The 15,642-nt window shown below is 61.1% G+C and carries 18 protein-coding genes, 1 tRNA gene and 1 riboswitch; of the genes, 12 read left to right on the plus strand and 7 right to left on the minus strand.

Translation table 11 applies throughout. From position 1 onward, the window contains the following. Positions 1 to 58 precede the first annotated feature (58 nt). Positions 59 to 250 (plus strand): DUF2735 domain-containing protein, encoded by a 192-nt coding sequence (locus tag QD357_RS13235; protein ID WP_107106929.1) that lies wholly within the window; start codon positions 59 to 61, stop codon positions 248 to 250. Between the two features lie 161 nt (positions 251 to 411). Here the strand turns inward: QD357_RS13235 and QD357_RS13240 are convergent, their stop codons facing one another. Then, positions 412 to 1,356, minus strand: a complete 945-nt coding sequence (locus QD357_RS13240) for a methyltransferase domain-containing protein (RefSeq protein ID WP_107106928.1) — start codon at positions 1,354 to 1,356, stop codon at positions 412 to 414. A gap of 181 nt (positions 1,357 to 1,537) precedes the next feature. On the opposite strand from QD357_RS13240, the gene QD357_RS13245 reads away from it, so the two are divergent. The 3 genes from QD357_RS13245 to QD357_RS13255 are packed head-to-tail and all read left to right on the plus strand — an operon-like array spanning position 1,538 to position 3,676. Next, positions 1,538 to 1,804, plus strand: a complete 267-nt coding sequence (locus tag QD357_RS13245; RefSeq protein WP_107106927.1) for a DUF6460 domain-containing protein — start codon at positions 1,538 to 1,540, stop codon at positions 1,802 to 1,804. A gap of 4 nt (positions 1,805 to 1,808) precedes the next feature. Further along, entirely contained in the window at positions 1,809 to 2,309 is a 501-nt protein-coding gene (locus QD357_RS13250; protein ID WP_181316003.1) for a CAP domain-containing protein, read from the plus strand. A 17-nt stretch (positions 2,310 to 2,326) separates the two neighbouring features. Then, the gene (locus tag QD357_RS13255) at positions 2,327 to 3,676 is read left to right on the plus strand and encodes an MATE family efflux transporter (RefSeq protein WP_107106925.1); all 1,350 of its coding nucleotides are present in this window, start codon (positions 2,327 to 2,329) and stop codon (positions 3,674 to 3,676) included. On the opposite strand, the gene QD357_RS13260 is transcribed toward QD357_RS13255, so the two are convergent. Both QD357_RS13260 and QD357_RS13265 read right to left on the minus strand, forming a co-directional pair. Beyond that, positions 3,652 to 4,740 carry a quinone-dependent dihydroorotate dehydrogenase gene (locus QD357_RS13260; protein WP_414124423.1) on the minus strand — a complete coding sequence of 363 codons (1,089 nt, stop codon included), beginning with the start codon at positions 4,738 to 4,740 and terminating at the stop codon, positions 3,652 to 3,654. The two genes, QD357_RS13255 and QD357_RS13260, sit on opposite strands and share 25 nt — an antisense overlap. Then, positions 4,737 to 5,093, minus strand: coding sequence for a DUF952 domain-containing protein (locus QD357_RS13265; RefSeq protein ID WP_107106923.1), 357 nt, complete (start codon positions 5,091 to 5,093; stop codon positions 4,737 to 4,739). Before QD357_RS13265 ends, QD357_RS13260 begins: the two co-directional genes overlap by 4 nt. 117 nt (positions 5,094 to 5,210) lie before the next feature. Here QD357_RS13265 and QD357_RS13270 point away from each other — a divergent pair, with 117 nt between their 5' ends. The 4 genes from QD357_RS13270 to QD357_RS13285 all read left to right on the plus strand — a co-directional run bounded on the left by QD357_RS13270 (position 5,211) and on the right by QD357_RS13285 (position 8,120). Next, the gene (locus QD357_RS13270; RefSeq protein ID WP_107106922.1) at positions 5,211 to 5,639 is read left to right on the plus strand and encodes a hypothetical protein; all 429 of its coding nucleotides are present in this window, start codon (positions 5,211 to 5,213) and stop codon (positions 5,637 to 5,639) included. Positions 5,640 to 5,780: 141 nt separating this feature from the next. After that, positions 5,781 to 6,446: a helix-turn-helix transcriptional regulator gene (locus tag QD357_RS13275; protein ID WP_107106921.1), complete on the plus strand. Its 666-nt coding sequence runs from the start codon at positions 5,781 to 5,783 to the stop codon at positions 6,444 to 6,446. 15 nt (positions 6,447 to 6,461) lie between these two features. After that, the gene (locus QD357_RS13280; RefSeq protein ID WP_107106920.1) at positions 6,462 to 7,625 is read left to right on the plus strand and encodes a thermonuclease family protein; all 1,164 of its coding nucleotides are present in this window, start codon (positions 6,462 to 6,464) and stop codon (positions 7,623 to 7,625) included. 81 nt (positions 7,626 to 7,706) lie between these two features. Then, positions 7,707 to 8,120, plus strand: a complete 414-nt coding sequence (locus QD357_RS13285; RefSeq protein WP_107106919.1) for a tellurite resistance TerB family protein — start codon at positions 7,707 to 7,709, stop codon at positions 8,118 to 8,120. A gap of 9 nt (positions 8,121 to 8,129) precedes the next feature. Here the strand turns inward: QD357_RS13285 and QD357_RS13290 are convergent, their stop codons facing one another. Next, the gene (locus QD357_RS13290) at positions 8,130 to 8,927 is read right to left on the minus strand and encodes a transporter substrate-binding domain-containing protein (protein ID WP_245407410.1); all 798 of its coding nucleotides are present in this window, start codon (positions 8,925 to 8,927) and stop codon (positions 8,130 to 8,132) included. A 439-nt stretch (positions 8,928 to 9,366) separates the two neighbouring features. Here QD357_RS13290 and QD357_RS13295 point away from each other — a divergent pair, with 439 nt between their 5' ends. Then, positions 9,367 to 11,376 carry a methyl-accepting chemotaxis protein gene (locus QD357_RS13295; RefSeq protein ID WP_107107052.1) on the plus strand — a complete coding sequence of 670 codons (2,010 nt, stop codon included), beginning with the start codon at positions 9,367 to 9,369 and terminating at the stop codon, positions 11,374 to 11,376. An 85-nt stretch (positions 11,377 to 11,461) separates the two neighbouring features. Here the strand turns inward: QD357_RS13295 and QD357_RS13300 are convergent, their stop codons facing one another. Further along, positions 11,462 to 12,049, minus strand: a complete 588-nt coding sequence (locus QD357_RS13300) for an acyltransferase (RefSeq protein WP_107107051.1) — start codon at positions 12,047 to 12,049, stop codon at positions 11,462 to 11,464. 170 nt (positions 12,050 to 12,219) lie between these two features. On the opposite strand from QD357_RS13300, the gene QD357_RS13305 reads away from it, so the two are divergent. After that, the gene (locus QD357_RS13305; protein WP_107106917.1) at positions 12,220 to 12,510 is read left to right on the plus strand and encodes a BrnT family toxin; all 291 of its coding nucleotides are present in this window, start codon (positions 12,220 to 12,222) and stop codon (positions 12,508 to 12,510) included. Next, positions 12,510 to 12,821: a BrnA antitoxin family protein gene (locus QD357_RS13310; protein WP_414124424.1), complete on the plus strand. Its 312-nt coding sequence runs from the start codon at positions 12,510 to 12,512 to the stop codon at positions 12,819 to 12,821. The genes QD357_RS13305 and QD357_RS13310 overlap by 1 nt, the downstream gene beginning before the upstream one ends. 17 nt (positions 12,822 to 12,838) lie before the next feature. On the opposite strand, the gene QD357_RS13315 is transcribed toward QD357_RS13310, so the two are convergent. Together QD357_RS13315 and QD357_RS13320 are read right to left on the minus strand one after the other, a co-directional pair. Continuing rightward, a tRNA-Gly gene (locus QD357_RS13315) sits at positions 12,839 to 12,912 on the minus strand. Between the two features lie 58 nt (positions 12,913 to 12,970). Then, positions 12,971 to 14,065 (minus strand): 2'-deoxycytidine 5'-triphosphate deaminase, encoded by a 1,095-nt coding sequence (locus QD357_RS13320; RefSeq protein ID WP_181315996.1) that lies wholly within the window; start codon positions 14,063 to 14,065, stop codon positions 12,971 to 12,973. Between the two features lie 168 nt (positions 14,066 to 14,233). Further along, positions 14,234 to 14,312: riboswitch (SAM riboswitch) on the plus strand. Positions 14,313 to 14,355: 43 nt separating this feature from the next. Between QD357_RS13320 and QD357_RS13325 the strand changes: the two genes are divergently transcribed. Continuing rightward, complete coding sequence (locus tag QD357_RS13325) at positions 14,356 to 15,540, plus strand: O-succinylhomoserine sulfhydrylase (protein ID WP_107106915.1); 1,185 nt, start codon at positions 14,356 to 14,358, stop codon at positions 15,538 to 15,540. The last annotated feature ends 102 nt before the right edge of the window (positions 15,541 to 15,642 follow it).

The raw sequence follows: 15,642 nt of genomic DNA on the forward strand, positions 1-15,642 counted from the left end.
ATATAAGCTGTCTCTTGAAGCGCTCCCGCTTGAGCACAAAAAGGGGAGAGACATTGCAATGGCAGTCAGCCCTCAACACGAAACGGCAAAGATTTTTAAGTTTCCCATCAAGACCCGGCCCATTCCTGCCGGCCAACGCGATCAAGTGAACCTCAATCCCGATATCGGCCCGACCATCGCGACGGCTGCTTTCGATAGCTGGTATCATGAGGCCGCCATCTCGGAGTCCGACGAGACCCGCAAACAATAGTCGTCGCCGCTCCCTGCAGCGCGATATAGCGATCCGCCCGATGGTTGGTCGTGACGAAGTGATTGAGCGCGACTACCTCCGCCGAGGGCGCCCAGGTTCCCCACGATGTTTTCCCTTGTTGAGGGATGCGGGCCTATCGCGAATTCGCGAAAATGGGTCGATCAGGCCGATTTCCATGTAACAAACAAAATGCCGTGCACCGGTCTTCCGGCATCCATGCGAATGATGCTGCGCGCAAGAGCGAGGACAGCGAAGCCATGAGCGGCCAATATCGTCCTGATATAGGCCTCCGAGTGGGCGAAACGCAGGGAATCGCGCAGGAGATACCCCTCCTCTTCTTCCGCATCCTCGACGGAAAAGGCAAACACAGCCCCGGATGCGGCCAGTTCCCTGACGATCGCCATGACGCCCTGGAGATTGCCGAGATACATCAGCACGTCGGCCGCCGTGATCAGATCGGCCCGTGCCGGCGCGAGCCCGCCGTCGAAGACGCCGGACTGGAGCGGCGACAGCGACAGATCGGCTTGTCCCAGGTGATCATAGACACCCTTCTCCGCTGCCTTGGCGAGCATGCCTTTCGACAGGTCGAACCCTTCCAGCCGATCGACGCGTCCGCGGATTTCCGGACCGAACAGGCCCGTGCCGCAGCCGAGATCGACKACAAGACGGAAATGCCCGGGCATGCCGGCCGTATCGGCKACCAGAGCCGCGAGCTTCTGCGGCACGCTATAGCCGAGCTTTTCGACCAGCGACGTCTCGAAGCGGTCGGCATAGTCGTCGAAGAGACGCTCGACATAGCGGCTCGGCGGCTGATCGGGCAGATCGGCCGCTCCCAGAACTGAAAGCTTCAGCCGGGCGCCGAAGACATCGCCGGCATCAAGCGCCAGAACCTTGTTCAGCGCCTCGATGGCGCCTTCCGTATTCCCGGCTTTTTCACGATAGGTCGCGAGCGTAAACCAGCCGGCGGCCCAGCCCGGCGTCAACTCCAGCGCCTGCTCCATCAATTCGGCAGCACTGGCCGGCTCGCCGTTTTCGGCGAGCATCTTCGCATAGTCGGCGCGACGGTCGGCGATGACGTCGCCGGAGGAAAGCTGGCTCGGCAGCATGATTTCGGTCCTGTTTGGCACCCGCCTTTGGACGCGGTCACAAAAAAACTCAAGTCCTATTTCAGGCAGACACCTGTTTCGAGTAAGTACGGTTTCAGTACGTATCGGGCAAAAGCGCTTGCGAGTCGCAGGCCACAGCCTTATCTCAAAACCGCTCGACAGGCATTATGGAGACAGCCGCATGTCCGATCAGGTGAACAGGTTCCTCGGCGACTCGCCCGGCCGTACACTCGTGAAGCTTATTATCGTGTCGCTGATCGTCGGTTTCGTGATGAAATTCTTCGGCTGGCGGCCGCTCGACTTCCTCTATGGTGTCCGCCGCTTCCTCCTTGATCTCTGGCACAGCGGCTTTGCCGCGCTCGGCGAGTTCGGCGATTATGTGCTGCTCGGCGCCAGCATCGTCATTCCGCTCTTCATCATCCTCCGCCTTTTCAATTATCGCCGCTGATATGATCTCAAACATTCCGCTTTCTACACGGCGCCACGCGCTGCGTCTCACCGGCCTTGCGCTCGCTGCCATCGTCGCAAGCTGCGCCACGCCGCCCACCCATGTTTCCAACACGCCGGCCAACGACGAGACCGCTTCCGCGCTGCCGCTCGTCAACTCCTTGCGCGCCAAAAACGGTCTGCCGCCGCTCAAGATCGATCCGGCTGCCAGCACGGCCGCGATCTACCAGGCCAAGCGCATGGCTGATGCCGGCAAGATGGAACATCTGATCGGCATCGGCGACAATTTCGGCACGCGCGTCAAGGCGAGCGGCGTCAAGCTGCCGGCGGCCGAAAATATTGCCGAGGGCCAGCGCGACGTGAACGCCGCGGTGACGGCCTGGATCAATTCGCCGAAGCATTTGCACAACATGCTCGGCAAATATAACGGCCTCGGCGTCGCCCTTGCCTATGCTCCCTCTTCCAGTGACAAGCCCTATTGGTCCATGGTGCTGTCTTCGAATTGAAGACGGGCTGATTGGACATGGATCATCGAGAGCATAGCGGAAGGGTTCTGCCTTTCGATGTGACGCACCGGCTGGTGCTGTCGATCGCTATTCCGATGACGCTCGGCTTCATGACGACACCGTTGCTCGGCCTCGTTGATACGGCCGTCGTCGGGCATCTCGGCCTGCCGGACGCACTCGCCGGGCTGGCGATCGGTGCGGTGCTCTTCGATCTCCTCTTCGCGAGCTTCAACTTCCTGCGCTCGTCGACGACTGGCCTGACGGCGCAAGCCTATGGCCGCCGCGACGGGCATGAGCAGCAGGCGGTGTTTTGGCGGGCGCTGCTGTCGGCGCTCGGATGCGGTCTGCTGCTTCTGCTGTTGTCGCCCATATTGCTCTGGCTCGGCATCAGGCTGATGGGACCGGAAGGCGGCATTGCCGACGCGACACGCACCTATTTCTCGATCCGCATGCTATCCGGCCCAGCGGCGCTCGCCAACTACGCCATCCTCGGCTTCGTGCTCGGGCGCGGCCAGGGCCGCATCGGGCTTCTGCTGCAAACCTTGATCAACGGCGTCAACATCATCCTCGCCGTCCTGCTCGGCCTCTGGCTGGGCTGGGGTGTGGCAGGTGTCGCCTGGGGTACTTTGATCGGCGAAGCGACAGGCGCTCTCACCGGCCTTGCCATTGTGCTGCGCGGCTTTGCCGGCGAACCAAGACCTACCCGCGCGGACCTCCTCTCCCGCGCCAAACTCACGCAGCTTTTCGCGCTCAACCGCGATATCCTCATCCGCACGTTCGTGCTGATCGGCGCCTTCACGCTGATGACGCGCATCGGCAATACGTTCGGCGCGGTGACACTTGCCGCCAACGCCGTGCTGATGAACTTCTTTCTGCTTTCCGGCTATTACCTCGACGGACTGGCGAATGCCGCCGAGCAGATCACCGGCCGCTCGATCGGCGCCAACTATCGCCCGGCCTTCGAGCGCGGATTGAAGCTGACCGGGCTTTGGTCCTTTGGGCTGGCATTTGCCGCGACCGTGTTCTTCTTCACCCTCGGCCCGGCGCTGATCCGGCTGCTGACGACCTCGGAGGAGGTGCGCACTGCGGCCGAAACTTACTTGCCCTGGGCCGCTGTCACCGGGCTCACCGGCGCGCTCGCATTTCTGATGGATGGCGTCTTCATCGGCGCCACATGGTCGCGCGACATGCGCAATCGCATGCTGATGTCGTTCGCCGGCTATCTATTGGCACTTGCCGTCTTCGTGCCGACCCTTGGCAACCACGGCCTGTGGCTGGCCATGAACGCCTTCCTGCTGTTCCGCGGCATTTTCCTGGTCATGGGGCTGAAGAAGCGGGCCTATCAGACGTTTCTGTCGGCCCAATGATCGAGCCTGCTGTCGCGCAACTCGCGGATCGAGCCGACACGCTCGCGGTCGAGCAGCTTCGACAGGCCGCTCACGATACGGCCCGGCAGGCCCGGGCCTTCATAGACCATGCACGAATAAAGCTGCACGAGATCGGCGCCGGCCTTGATCTTCTCCAGCGCCGTCTCCGCCGATGAAACACCGCCAACGCCGATAATCGGCAGGGCCGCACCGACGCGGCGACGCATCTTTGCGAGGACGACTGTGGATTTTTCGAAGAGCGGCTGGCCGGAGAGGCCACCGGCTTCCTTCGCCTGGGCCTGATCTCTCAGCCCGTCGCGCGAAAGCGTGGTGTTGGAGACGATCAACCCGTCCAGCGCATGAGCCAAAACTTCKGCAGCGATGTCATCCATGCCCTCTTCCGTCAGATCGGGGGCTATCTTCAAAAAAACCGGGATCTTTTTGCCTGCCTTTGCCGCCTCTTCGTCGCGTGCGGCAAGCACTGCCGACAACAGCGCCGAAAGGCTTTCCCGCGCCTGCAGATCGCGCAGGCCCGGCGTGTTCGGCGAGGAGATGTTGGCGGTGAAATAGCGCGCCACGGAATAGAAACGGCGGATGCCGGCGACGTAATMGGCGATCCGGTCGGCGCTATCCTTGTTGGCGCCGATGTTGACGCCGATGATGCCCTTGCCGCGGATCGGCTGCAGACGCCGGAAGGCCGCATCGTGGCCTTCATTGTTGAAGCCGAGGCGGTTGATGACGCCCTCGTCCTCGACCAGGCGGAAGATGCGCGGGCGCGGATTGCCGGATTGCGGCTTCGGCGTCACCGTGCCGATTTCGGTAAAGCCGAAGCCGAGCTTCAACAGCGCCTCCGGCACCTCGGCGTTCTTGTCATAGCCGGCGGCCATGCCGAGCGGATTGGCAAAATCCAATCCGGCCACAGTCTGACGCAGTCGGGGATCATTGCTGATCCGGCAGGCCGGAACAAGACCGGATCTCAGCGCCGCGATCGACATTCCATGCGCCGTTTCCGGATCGAACATGAAGAGACCACGCCGGCCGAGATCGCGGAAGGCGCCGATCATTCCGGCATCTCCGGAAAGACATGCGCGCCATCGGGGCCAAGCGGCAACGGCTTTTCCCAGAGCACGGCCGAAAGCTGCAGCGGCGCGTAGAGATGCGGGAAAAGATCGCCGCCACGCGAGGGCTCGAACACCAGCTTGTCGCCGAGCGCGTCGCCGTCGATCGCCACCAGCAGCAGGTCCTCCTGGCCGACAAAATAGCGTGCGGCGGTTTCCTTCGCCTGCTTTGCCGTCGAAAGGTGGATGAAATTGTCGGTCAGATCGATCGACGCGCCATTAAAAACACCGGTTTGTCTGGCTTGCTGCCAGAGCGTATCCGGCACGATCTTGTAAACCACTGGCATCGCAGTCATCATCCTTACATGACTTGTGTCCTTGATAGGGCTTTGCACGAAAACCGTTGCCGATGTCCACGGGGATCACCGGGAAAAGTGCAGATGGATGCACATTAAGCAGAAAATTCGGAGGATGACATGACGAAGGAAATGGTATCAGGCCTTGCGGCCCTCATCCTGCCTGCCGCTCTTCTTCTCGCCACGCCCGGCTACGCCGCGGAGCCGGACCCCACGCGCTTCCAGCTCGAGCGCAGCGGCGATCATTTCGTCCGTTTGGATAAGCAAACCGGTGCCATGTCGATCTGCCAGGATCAGAACGGCAATCTGGTCTGCCGCATGGCCGCCGATGAGCGCGCGGCCTATGAAAACGAACTCGATCGCCTCTCCGAGCGCGTCTCGAAGCTGGAAAAGACGGTCGCCTCAAGCAGCGGATCGAACCTGCCGAGCGACGCCGACATCGATCGGACCCTTGGGATCATGGAGAAATTCATGCGTGGCTTCATGGGAATGGCGAAGGAATTCCAGAAGGAAGCGCCCGACACCCAGGCGCAGCCGCAGAAGACCTGAAGCTACTGGAATCAAAAAGCGAAAGCAAGGGGACAAAGGACCTTATTCCTACGCCGCCCTTTACTCGTGAAAAAGCCTCGGTTAACCTTTCTTTAGGGGTCAAACGCCGAACATTCCGGCTTCCGAGTGTGCTGAACCGCAATGTTGTCACATGAGCAGATATGGAGCGCGATCGACAGGCTTGCCGAACGGCATGCCCTGACGGCATCCGGTCTTGCCCGGCGCGCCGGCCTCGACCCCACATCGTTCAACAAGTCGAAGCGGCTGAGCCAGGACGGACGTTTGCGCTGGCCCTCGACGGAATCGATCGCCAAGGTGCTGGATGCGACCGGAGCCAGCATGGAGCAGTTTCTCGGCTGCATGCGCTCGGTGGAAAGCACAAGCAGCGCAGCCGACCGCGCTTTTCCTTTGCCGACAAGCTCCATCCCCTTGCTCGGCTTCGCCCAAGCCGGCGCTGGCGGCTTTTTCGATGACGGCGGCTTTCCGGTCGGCCAGGGGTGGGACATGGTGGAGTTTCCGGTGTCCCCCGGGCAAAAGGGCGGCGTCTATGCGCTTGAAGTGCAGGGCGAGAGCATGCTGCCGCTCTACCGGGATGGCGATGTGCTGATCGTCGAACCGGGGGCACAAATCAGGCGCAATGATCGGGTAGTCGTCAAGACCCGCGAGGGCGAGGTCATGGCCAAGGTGCTGCTGCGACAGACCGCGCGGTCGATAGAACTGCTGTCGCTCAACCCCGAGCATCCGAATCGGAGCTTCGATCTTGCGGATGTGGAGTGGATTGCGCGCATCATCTGGGCCAGCCAATAGGAAAGTTTTCTCGTTATGCGTCGTGATGTTTGGCTGGCAAGTTTGGCAGGTGTGGTCCTCGGTTCGTGGGTGACGCTGGTTGCCGTGCAGGTCGAGGAGCATGGTTTCAGTTTGTCGAACAGAGCCGGAACCGAAAGCGCACCTGTCGTGAGCGCACCAACGGAAACGGCAAAGGCAGTCACCCCGGCAACAGCCACCTCGGCCCAGCAGCCTGCCGATACGACGAAGCCGGACGGCAAGACCGCGGTGCAACCTGCTGCCGTCGCCGCGCAAGCGACGCCAGCCGCAACGACTACTGTAGCCGCCAACGGCGATCAGTCGGCTACAACAAGCTCAGACGCAACGGCATCGCCCCCCACTCCGGCGCCCACCGCAACGCCGACGTCAACGCTGGAAGGCACGGCGAAAGCTCTTGTCGCCACCAGCTCGGATCAAATTAACAAAGACCAATCCGCAGCGGTCCAGCAGCCGACCATATTGCCCGAAAGCAAGGCGTCCGCCGAGTTGGCGCAGCCGCAGGCGACACCAGTAAATCCGGGCGAGACGCAAGTGGCGCAGGCAACGCCGACAAACCCGGCGCCGTCGAACCAAACCGATGCGTACCAAACGCCGGCGAGCCGGATGCCGGCCGACCAGATGGACAGGGAGCAGGCGGCCGAGGCCCTCAGGACCGAGCCTGCTGAACCGCCATCGCAGCAGGCGTCGACCGGCAGCGACGAAAAGCCGATCGAGCAAGCAAAGCCGGTGGAACTGGTGCGGCCATTTTCGGACCGCGCCGGCATATTGACCATTGCCGGCAAGAGCGTGCAGCTCCCCGGCATCATTCCGACCGATGTCGAGCGGATGTGCACCGGGCCGAATGGCAAGAGCTGGCCCTGCGGGGCGGCGGCGCGTACCGCTTTCCGCATGTATCTGCGCGGCCGCACCATCGACTGCGACCTGCCGAACCCGACCTGGCAAGGTACGGTGACCGGCGCCTGCCGCTATGTTCGCGTCGATCTCAGCGAATGGCTGGTGCGTTTCGGCTGGGCCGAGCCTGAGGCTGGATCGCCCTTGGTCGCCCTTGCGGAACAGGCAAAGCAGCAGAAACGCGGTATCTACGGCGACGATCCGCGAGCGGGCGGAAAATCGACGCTCGCTCCTCCGCCGGCCAAGGAAAATCCGCTCAATCCGATCTGACGTCATGCTTCCAACACGCGCTCTTGTCATGAGAGGCGCGACTTTCTAGTCTGCTGCCAAATTGAAGGATTTTGCACTGCCATGAACAAGCCGCTTTCCGCCCATGAAGCCCTGATCTACGTCATGGTGATCGCATCCGCCGTCGATCGGACCATGAACGACAAGGAATTGGGCCGGATTGGCGAGCTGATCCACGCACTGCCGGTTTTCGACGGCTTCGATGACGAGCGACTGATCTCCGTTTCGCGCGATTGCGCCAAGCTTCTCGCTGGCAACGAAGGGCTCGATATTGTGCTGGAAACCGTGCGCGACACCCTGCCGGCGCGGCTCTACGACACTGCCTATGCACTTGCCGTCGAGGTGGCCTCTGCCGATTTCTCGGTCAAGGCAGAGGAACTGCGCCTGCTCAGCCTGCTGCGCGACCGTCTCGGTCTCGACAAGCTGACCTGTGCCGCCATCGAGCGCAGCGCTATTGCCCGCTACCGCAAGGGCTGAGACGCTTCATCAATAAAGTCCGTAGGGAAAATATCGCAGATAGATTTCCTGCAGCCGGCTGTCGCGGGACAATGTTGCCAGCGCGTGATTGATCGCGGCCGTCAGATCGGCGTCCTGCTGCCGCAACATGATGGTCATGCCCTCGCCCAGGAATTGCTGGGAGAGATAGGGGCCATCAAACAGCGCGCAGCATTTTTCAGCCGATGACGACGATACCCAGAAGGACAGTTGCAACCCATCGGCAAAGGCAGCGTCGACCTTGCCGTCCTTCACCGCCGTTAGCAGCGCGTTCTTGTCGTCAAAGGGAACCTGCTTGATGTCGGGGAAAAAGGCGGCGAGCATCGACTCATGCGCCGTGCGCTTGACCACGCCCACAGAATGACCGGCAAGGGCGGCGGCCGTCGTGCCGTCGATCGACGCCTTGAGATTGCGGACGAAGCGGGCAGGCAACATCAGGAAGGGACGCGAAAAGGCAAAGCTCTTGCGCAGCTCAGGCGTCACGGCGACGCCGGCAATCACCGCATCACCTTGCGAGGCGGATAGCGCGCCCTGCAATTCATCGAATGGCAGCGCCTGGATCTGACATTTGTCCGATATGCCGAGCTCGTCGCAAATCTCGCGCGCAAGATCGACATGAAAGCCGGCGAGCTTGCCGTTCTGATCGGCGAAATTGAAAGGCGGAAAGTCGACGGAGGTCAGGAAGCGAAGCCTGACCAGCGAAGAAAGGTCTGGCTTCGGCAGCCGCTCTCGCGAGTCGAACAGGATCGGTAGGCCGGAGGGTGGCGCCTCCTGGGCGGCCAGAGGCATGGCGCAGGACGCGGAAAGCAGCGCCACGCATGCCACGCGCCTGGCCAAGGATTCCAACGACGAAAGGCAAACACGCATGACGATGATCCCCTCCGGTCGGTTCGCGGTTTCCGATTTCGAAACCGGTGTAACAGAGTCGTGCCGAGGGGAGAATGCAATAGCCGGAAAAAGCGGGGATAGCCGGCAGAATCGGGCCTGAAAGATACTGATGTTAGCGGTCGATTAAGCTCTATCGATTCTATTTGGCATCGACGACGTCGGCTCCCGAAGCTGATCGCATGACGCAGGTCGTCCGAACCTTGCTGGCCAAGGTATCTCATAAAATTCGGCTTCACTTGCGTGCATCAGGCAGCAAGCGCGACGTCCATCTTTTCTCCAGGGAAAGCGGATCATGGCGCGCTGTCGTTGGTGCTGCGCGATATCCTTCGGGCGGATCGTCATGTTCAGGAACCTGAAAATCAAAACCAAGATGCTCGCCGTGATCCTCTTTCTCGGGATCATCTCTTTCGCCGGCTTGCTCTACATCGTCAGCGAATTCCGCAAAGCGGACGAGGTCTACAGCGCCTTCCTCGACAACGAGGCCGTTGCGGCGACGCAAGGCACGCGCTCCAGCACATCCGTTCTCGCCTCCGTGCTGCAGGCAAGCATGATGCTGAATTTCGATCCCGACAGCGACGTCTTCAAGACGGTCGCAGCGGGCAAGAGCCGTTTCGCGGAGGCCAAGGATCGGTTGAAACAAGCCGAAATCCAGGTTCCTGCGCAAAAGGCTCAAATCGATGTGATCCTCGCGGGCATAGACGAACTGGAAGCGCTGACGAACAAAATGATCGACCAGCGCAAGAGCGGCGACGTCAAAGGCGCGACCGCAACCATGATCGCCGTCAGCGACAAGTTGACCGCGCTCGTTGCCAAGATGCAGGCGGACAACAACGAGTTGACCGACCGGATGGACAAGGGCGCCGATGACGTGTCGGCCCACGTCAACACCACAATCAACTACACGCTCGCCATTTTCGGCACTCTGACGTTTCTGGCCATCGGCCTTGGCCTCTATGTCGCGCAGACCGAAATTGCGACACCGTTGGCGCGCCTGCATCGCCGCATGGTGACGCTTACCAGCGGCGACACGACGAGCGAGATCGAGGGTCTCGACCGCCGCGACGAAATCGGTCAAATGGCCTCGGCAGTTTCCGTTTTCCGCGACAACGCCATCGAACGCGCCCGGCTGGAAGCGCAGGCCGAAGCCGACCGTAACCTCAGCGACAGCGAACGCGCCGAACGTGAGGCGCAGCGGGTGGCAGAAGACGCGCATCTGCAGCAGGCAGTGCAGGCGCTCGGCGACGGCCTGAAGCGTCTGGCCGACGGCGATCTCGTCACCCACATCAACACGCAGTTCGTCGCCCATCTCGACCAGCTACGGCAGGATTTCAACAATTCGCTGATCAAGCTGAACGAGGCGATGCAGGCGGTCGGCGCCAATGCGCGCGCCATCAATGCCGGCGCCAACGAGATCCGCGGTTCCGCTGAAGAGCTTTCCAAGCGGACTGAACAACAGGCCGCCGCCGTCGAAGAAACGGCGGCCGCCCTGGAACAAATCACCACCACGGTCAAGGACGCGGCCAAGCGGGCGGAAGAAGCAAGCCAGCTTGTCGCCCACACCCGCGCCGGCGCCGAACGGTCCGGCGAGATCGTCCGCAACGCCGTCAGCGCCATGCAGCAGATCGAGAAATCCTCCTCCGAGATCGGCAACATCATCGGCGTGATCGACGACATCGCTTTTCAGACCAACCTTCTCGCTTTGAACGCCGGTGTCGAAGCAGCCCGCGCCGGTGAAGCCGGCAAGGGCTTTGCGGTCGTCGCCCAGGAAGTGCGCGAACTGGCGCAGCGCTCGGCCAATGCCGCCAAGGAGATCAAATCGCTGATCACCGCGTCCAGCACGCATGTGCAGACCGGCGTCGATCTCGTCGACGAGACCGGCAAGGCGCTCGACGCCATCGTCTCGGAAGTGCAGGAGATCAACCGGCATGTGCATGCCATTGCCGAAGCCTCCCGCGAACAATCGGCGGGCCTGCAGGAGATCAATACCGCCGTCAACGCCATGGACCACGGCACGCAGCAGAACGCCGCCATGGTCGAGGAGAGCACAGCCTCCAGCCAGAGCCTGGCAACGGAAGCCGCCTCGCTGACGGCCCTGCTCGGCCAGTTCCGCATGACCGGAACCGAAGGTAGTTACGTTGCTTCCGCGGCCCCGTCGAGCCACGCGCCGCGCATCTCCACCCGCCCCGCACCGCGACCGGCTGTTGCTCCGGTTCGTGCCGTCGAAGGGACGAAGGCACGCCCGGCCCCCTCACCCGCCCGCGCGCTCGGCCAGAAGCTGATGAGCGCCTTTGGCGGCAACAGCCAGACAGTTTCGGCTCCCCCAAAGGACGCGGACTGGACGGAATTCTGAGGCCGTCAGCGCTGCTCGGCGCTATAACTCCACATGAAAACAGGCGGGACGCTTCATCGCATCCCGCCTGTTTCTTTGAAGGGGCCTATTGATCCGTTTTTCTTTTGGAGAAAGAAAGCCGTTCGACATTCGCGTGGCTGACGCCGCCCGTTTCACCCCGCCACCTGACCAGCCGCGCGGGAGCGCCGACATAGATGCCATAGGGTTCGGTCTTTCCCTTGACGACGGCATTGGCGCCGATGACGCATCCTTTGGATATATGGGAGCCGCCAAGGATTTTCGCCCCGGCGCCGATCCAGACATCGTCTTCGATGACAACCGGCTTCTTGGTGACGCCCTGCATGCGAATGGGCTGTGTTGGATCATCGAAATTGTGGTCGAACGAAACCACCATGGCATGAGCGGCGATCCGCACATCATTGCCGATCGTGATGCCGCCGCGCCCGAGCAGAATGGCGTAGTCGTTGAGGGAGACGCTCCGGCCGATCTCGATGCTGCCGCGTTGGGCATCGATGACGATCCCCTTGCGGAGAAAGGCCTTTGGCCCGATGCTGACGCTGCCATCCTTCCAGATAATCGTCGCACTGGGCGGCACCTTGGTGCGGCGGGAAATCTTCAACACGCCGCGCGTGAAGACCGCCCTCAACCTGTAAAACAGCGCAACATTGAGCATCGGCATCCGCTCCAGTTAAGGGATGACCTTCTGGCACGAATGTCTGGCATTAACCTGAATAAGGACGGGTATTCACCTCAGCGGCCGTTCCATCGCAGCCTTCCGCGAGGGATTTGCTGAAACGCTACAGACGAAGATGCCGTTCTTGACATTGCAGCCTTTTTGTATATATGAAAACTGTTGGCAAACTTTTAGTTTTCGTATATACAAAATCTAATGAAATTACTTGGGACGAGCCGAAGCGAATAGCCAATTTGGAGAAGCACGGCCTTGACTTTGCCGCTCTATCTCTCGAATTCTTCCTGAATTCCATTGTGATCCCCGCGAAGAAGAATCGCCCCCAGGCTATCGGCAAGATGCAAGACGGCACGATTTCAGTGATCTTCGGCACCCTTGGTTCGGAAGGCATATCCGTCATTTCCATGCGCCGCGCCAATAGTAAAGAAAGGAGCCTGCTCTGATGGTTGTCAAATTTGAACGTCCGCGTTCCTTCAAAGAAGGCCGAGGTTATACGAAGCAGGATTGGGATGAGGTTTCCGACAACCCGCCAGTCACGGAAGAGACGTTACGAAAGGCCAAGCCGTTTACGGAGGCATTCCCTGAACTCACCGAGGAAATCCGCAGGAATCTAGGCGGGCGTCCCAAATCGGAAAATCCCAAGCTTGCCGTCAGCATTCGCCTGGACCGTGATGTTGTCGAAGCTTTCAAGGCGGACGGCGAAGGCTGGCAAAGCCGTATAAACGAGGCTCTGCGGAAGGCCGCTGGTCTATAGAGGTAAATTGAAATAGCTGGAGCGGGTGAAGGGAATCGAACCCTCGTATTCAGCTTGGGAAGCTGCTGCTCTACCATTGAGCTACACCCGCATGACATCCAGAGATGTCCAACAGTTGGCGGCCTGTGTCAAGGCCGCCAAATAGAGGATCACAGCCGGAAGTGCTTGGAAAGCTTCAGGCCCTGCGCCTGATAGTTTGAACCAACGCCGGAGCCATAGAGGCTTGAGGGTTGTTCCAGCATGTGCTCGTAGACCAGACGGCCGACGATCTGGCTGTCTTCGAGGATGAAGGGGACTTCGTGGCTGCGCACTTCCAGCACGGCGCGGCTGCCGCGGCCGCCGGCGGGTGCGTGGCCGAAGCCGGGGTCGAAAAAGCCCGCGTAATGAACGCGGAATTCGCCGACCAAGGGATCGAAGGGCGTCATTTCGGCGGCATAATGCGGCGGCACATGAACGGCTTCGCGCGAGACGAGAATGTAGAATTCGTCCGGATCGAGGATCAGTTCGGTCCGGCCACGGCTATAGAGCGGCTCCCAGAAATCGAAGATATCGTGCTGGGCCTTCTTGTCGACGTCGACGACAGCCGTGTGATGCTTGCCGCGATAGCCGATCAGGCCTTCCTTATCGCCCGCCAGATCGATCGAGAGCGCGATGCCGCCGCCGGTGACGTTCGGCTTCTTGCTGGCGACCAGCGTCTCGCTCTCGTGCAGCGCCAGCAGTTCCGGCTCGGAGAGCATGGCCTGGCCGACACGGAAGCGGATTTGCGACAGGCGCGAGCCGCGACGCACGACGATCGGGAAGGTGCGCGGACTGATTTCGAGATAGAGCGGGCCGGAATAGCCGGCCGGGATCTTGTCGAACTCCTGCGCGCGGTCGGTGATGACGCGGGTGAAGATATCCAGGCGGCCAGTCGAGCTTTTTGGATTGGCGGAAGCGGACATATCGGCCGGCAGGTCGAGCCGCTCCATTAGCGGGACGATGTAGACGCAGCCGGTTTCCAACACCGCGCCTTCCGAGAGATCGACGACGTGCAGCTTCAGCCGGTCGAGCTTGTCGGCGACAAGATGCGACGGGCCGGGCATGAAGCTGGCGCGGACACGGAAAGCATGCGCACTGAGCCTGAGATCCAGGCTCGCCGGCTGGATCTGATCGACATCCAGTTCTTTTTCGCTCGTCAGCCGTCCCGCTTCGAAGAGCGCTGCAATGGCGCGATCGGCCAAAATTCCAGTAGTGCGAGCCATCATGCCTCTTTCCCAGCGTATGACAGGGCAAGTCGAGAACAAACTTGCCGGTTATGCGCCGTACAAATGTTACTGCGGCCTCAGCACATCCTGGCGGACGCGCGGGCAGTAATTTGCCGCAGACAAAACCAAACTCGGGGAATTGACGCAAGCGGTCAACGGCAGTATTGCAACTTATCCCGTGGTGATTTGGCCGGTCGGCTTGCAGCCACGTTAAACAAGTGGCTAAAAGGACCGGGGTTAAACCGGTCTGCTTTCGCGACCGGTTTTTTTGTTTTGAAAGTGGTGATGGCATGAGCAAGACTTGGCGCCCCGCAACCCAGCTCGTTCACGGTGGAACGCTCCGTTCGCAATTCGGCGAGACATCCGAAGCAATCTATCTGACGCAAGGCTTCGTCTACGACACGTCGGAAGCTGCCGAGGCCCGTTTCAAGGGTGAGACCGACGGCTTCATCTACGCCCGCTACGGCAGCCCGACGAACGACATGTTCGAAAAGCGCATGTGCGCTCTGGAAGGCGCCGAAGATGCCCGCGCCACCGCTTCCGGCATGGCCGCCGTTTCCGCCGCCATCCTCTGCCAGTTGAAGGCCGGTGATCATATCGTCGCAGCCCGCGCCCTCTTCGGCTCCTGCCGCTGGGTCGTCGAGACGCTGGCGCCGAAATACGGTATCCAATGCACGCTGGTGGACGGCCGCTTCATCGAGAACTGGGAAAAGGCGATCCAGCCGAATACCAAGGTCTTCTTCCTGGAGAGCCCGACCAACCCGACGCTGGAAGTGGTCGACATCGCCGCCGTCGCCAAGCTCGCCAACCAGATCGGCGCCAAGGTCGTGGTCGACAACGTTTTCGCGACGCCGCTGTTCCAGAAGCCGCTGGAACTCGGCGCCCACATCGTCGTCTATTCCGCCACCAAGCATATCGACGGCCAGGGCCGCTCGCTCGGCGGCGTCATCCTCTCCGACAAGCAGTGGATCGACGAGAACCTGCACGACTACTTCCGCCACACCGGCCCGGCCATGTCGCCGTTCACGGCCTGGACGCTGCTGAAGGGCATTGAAACCCTGCCGCTGCGCGTCAAGCAGCAGACGCAGAACGCAGCCAAGGTCGCCGACTTCCTCGCAGAGCAGAGCAAGGTCGGCAAAGTGATCTATCCCGGCCGCAAGGACCATCCGCAGGCCGACATCATCGCCAAGCAGATGACCGGCGGCTCGACGCTGGTGGCCTTCGAGCTGAAGGGCGGCAAGGAAGCGGCTTTCAAGCTGCAGAACGCGCTGGAGATCGTCAAGATTTCCAACAATCTCGGCGACTCGAAGAGCCTGATCACTCATCCCGCCACCACCACGCACAAGAACCTCACGGACGAAGCCCGTGCCGAACTCGGCATCTCGCCGGGAACCGTGCGCTTTTCGGCAGGGATCGAGGACAGCGAGGATCTGGTCGAAGATTTCGCCCGCGCACTGGCGCAGGTCTCCGGCTGACGTTCTACCCAAACCCGCCTGAATATTGTTCGGGCGGGCTTACACATCTTGAAAACAGACCGCGCGCCTATACTTTCGATCGCGGACGATTAACCTTTAGAG

Source organism: Rhizobium sp. BR 317 (assembly GCF_047445835.1).
Taxonomy (GTDB): domain Bacteria; phylum Pseudomonadota; class Alphaproteobacteria; order Rhizobiales; family Rhizobiaceae; genus Rhizobium; species Rhizobium paranaense.

Excerpts from the sequence above, each read along its gene's own strand:
- QD357_RS13300 (WP_107107051.1), bottom strand. The coding sequence starts at position 12,049 with ATGCTCAATGTTGCGCTGTTTTACAGGTTGAGGGCGGTCTTCACGCGC.
- QD357_RS13275 (WP_107106921.1), top strand. The coding sequence starts at position 5,781 with ATGTTGTCACATGAGCAGATATGGAGCGCGATCGACAGGCTTGCCGAA.
- QD357_RS13235 (WP_107106929.1), top strand. The coding sequence starts at position 59 with ATGGCAGTCAGCCCTCAACACGAAACGGCAAAGATTTTTAAGTTTCCC.
- QD357_RS13290 (WP_245407410.1), bottom strand. The coding sequence starts at position 8,927 with ATGCCTCTGGCCGCCCAGGAGGCGCCACCCTCCGGCCTACCGATCCTG.
- QD357_RS13295 (WP_107107052.1), top strand. The coding sequence starts at position 9,367 with ATGTTCAGGAACCTGAAAATCAAAACCAAGATGCTCGCCGTGATCCTC.
- QD357_RS13255 (WP_107106925.1), top strand. The coding sequence starts at position 2,327 with ATGGATCATCGAGAGCATAGCGGAAGGGTTCTGCCTTTCGATGTGACG.
- QD357_RS13245 (WP_107106927.1), top strand. The coding sequence starts at position 1,538 with ATGTCCGATCAGGTGAACAGGTTCCTCGGCGACTCGCCCGGCCGTACA.
- QD357_RS13320 (WP_181315996.1), bottom strand. The coding sequence starts at position 14,065 with ATGATGGCTCGCACTACTGGAATTTTGGCCGATCGCGCCATTGCAGCG.
- QD357_RS13280 (WP_107106920.1), top strand. The coding sequence starts at position 6,462 with ATGCGTCGTGATGTTTGGCTGGCAAGTTTGGCAGGTGTGGTCCTCGGT.
- QD357_RS13285 (WP_107106919.1), top strand. The coding sequence starts at position 7,707 with ATGAACAAGCCGCTTTCCGCCCATGAAGCCCTGATCTACGTCATGGTG.
- QD357_RS13310 (WP_414124424.1), top strand. The coding sequence starts at position 12,510 with ATGGTTGTCAAATTTGAACGTCCGCGTTCCTTCAAAGAAGGCCGAGGT.
- QD357_RS13325 (WP_107106915.1), top strand. The coding sequence starts at position 14,356 with ATGAGCAAGACTTGGCGCCCCGCAACCCAGCTCGTTCACGGTGGAACG.
- QD357_RS13270 (WP_107106922.1), top strand. The coding sequence starts at position 5,211 with ATGACGAAGGAAATGGTATCAGGCCTTGCGGCCCTCATCCTGCCTGCC.
- QD357_RS13305 (WP_107106917.1), top strand. The coding sequence starts at position 12,220 with ATGAAAACTGTTGGCAAACTTTTAGTTTTCGTATATACAAAATCTAAT.
- QD357_RS13265 (WP_107106923.1), bottom strand. The coding sequence starts at position 5,093 with ATGATGACTGCGATGCCAGTGGTTTACAAGATCGTGCCGGATACGCTC.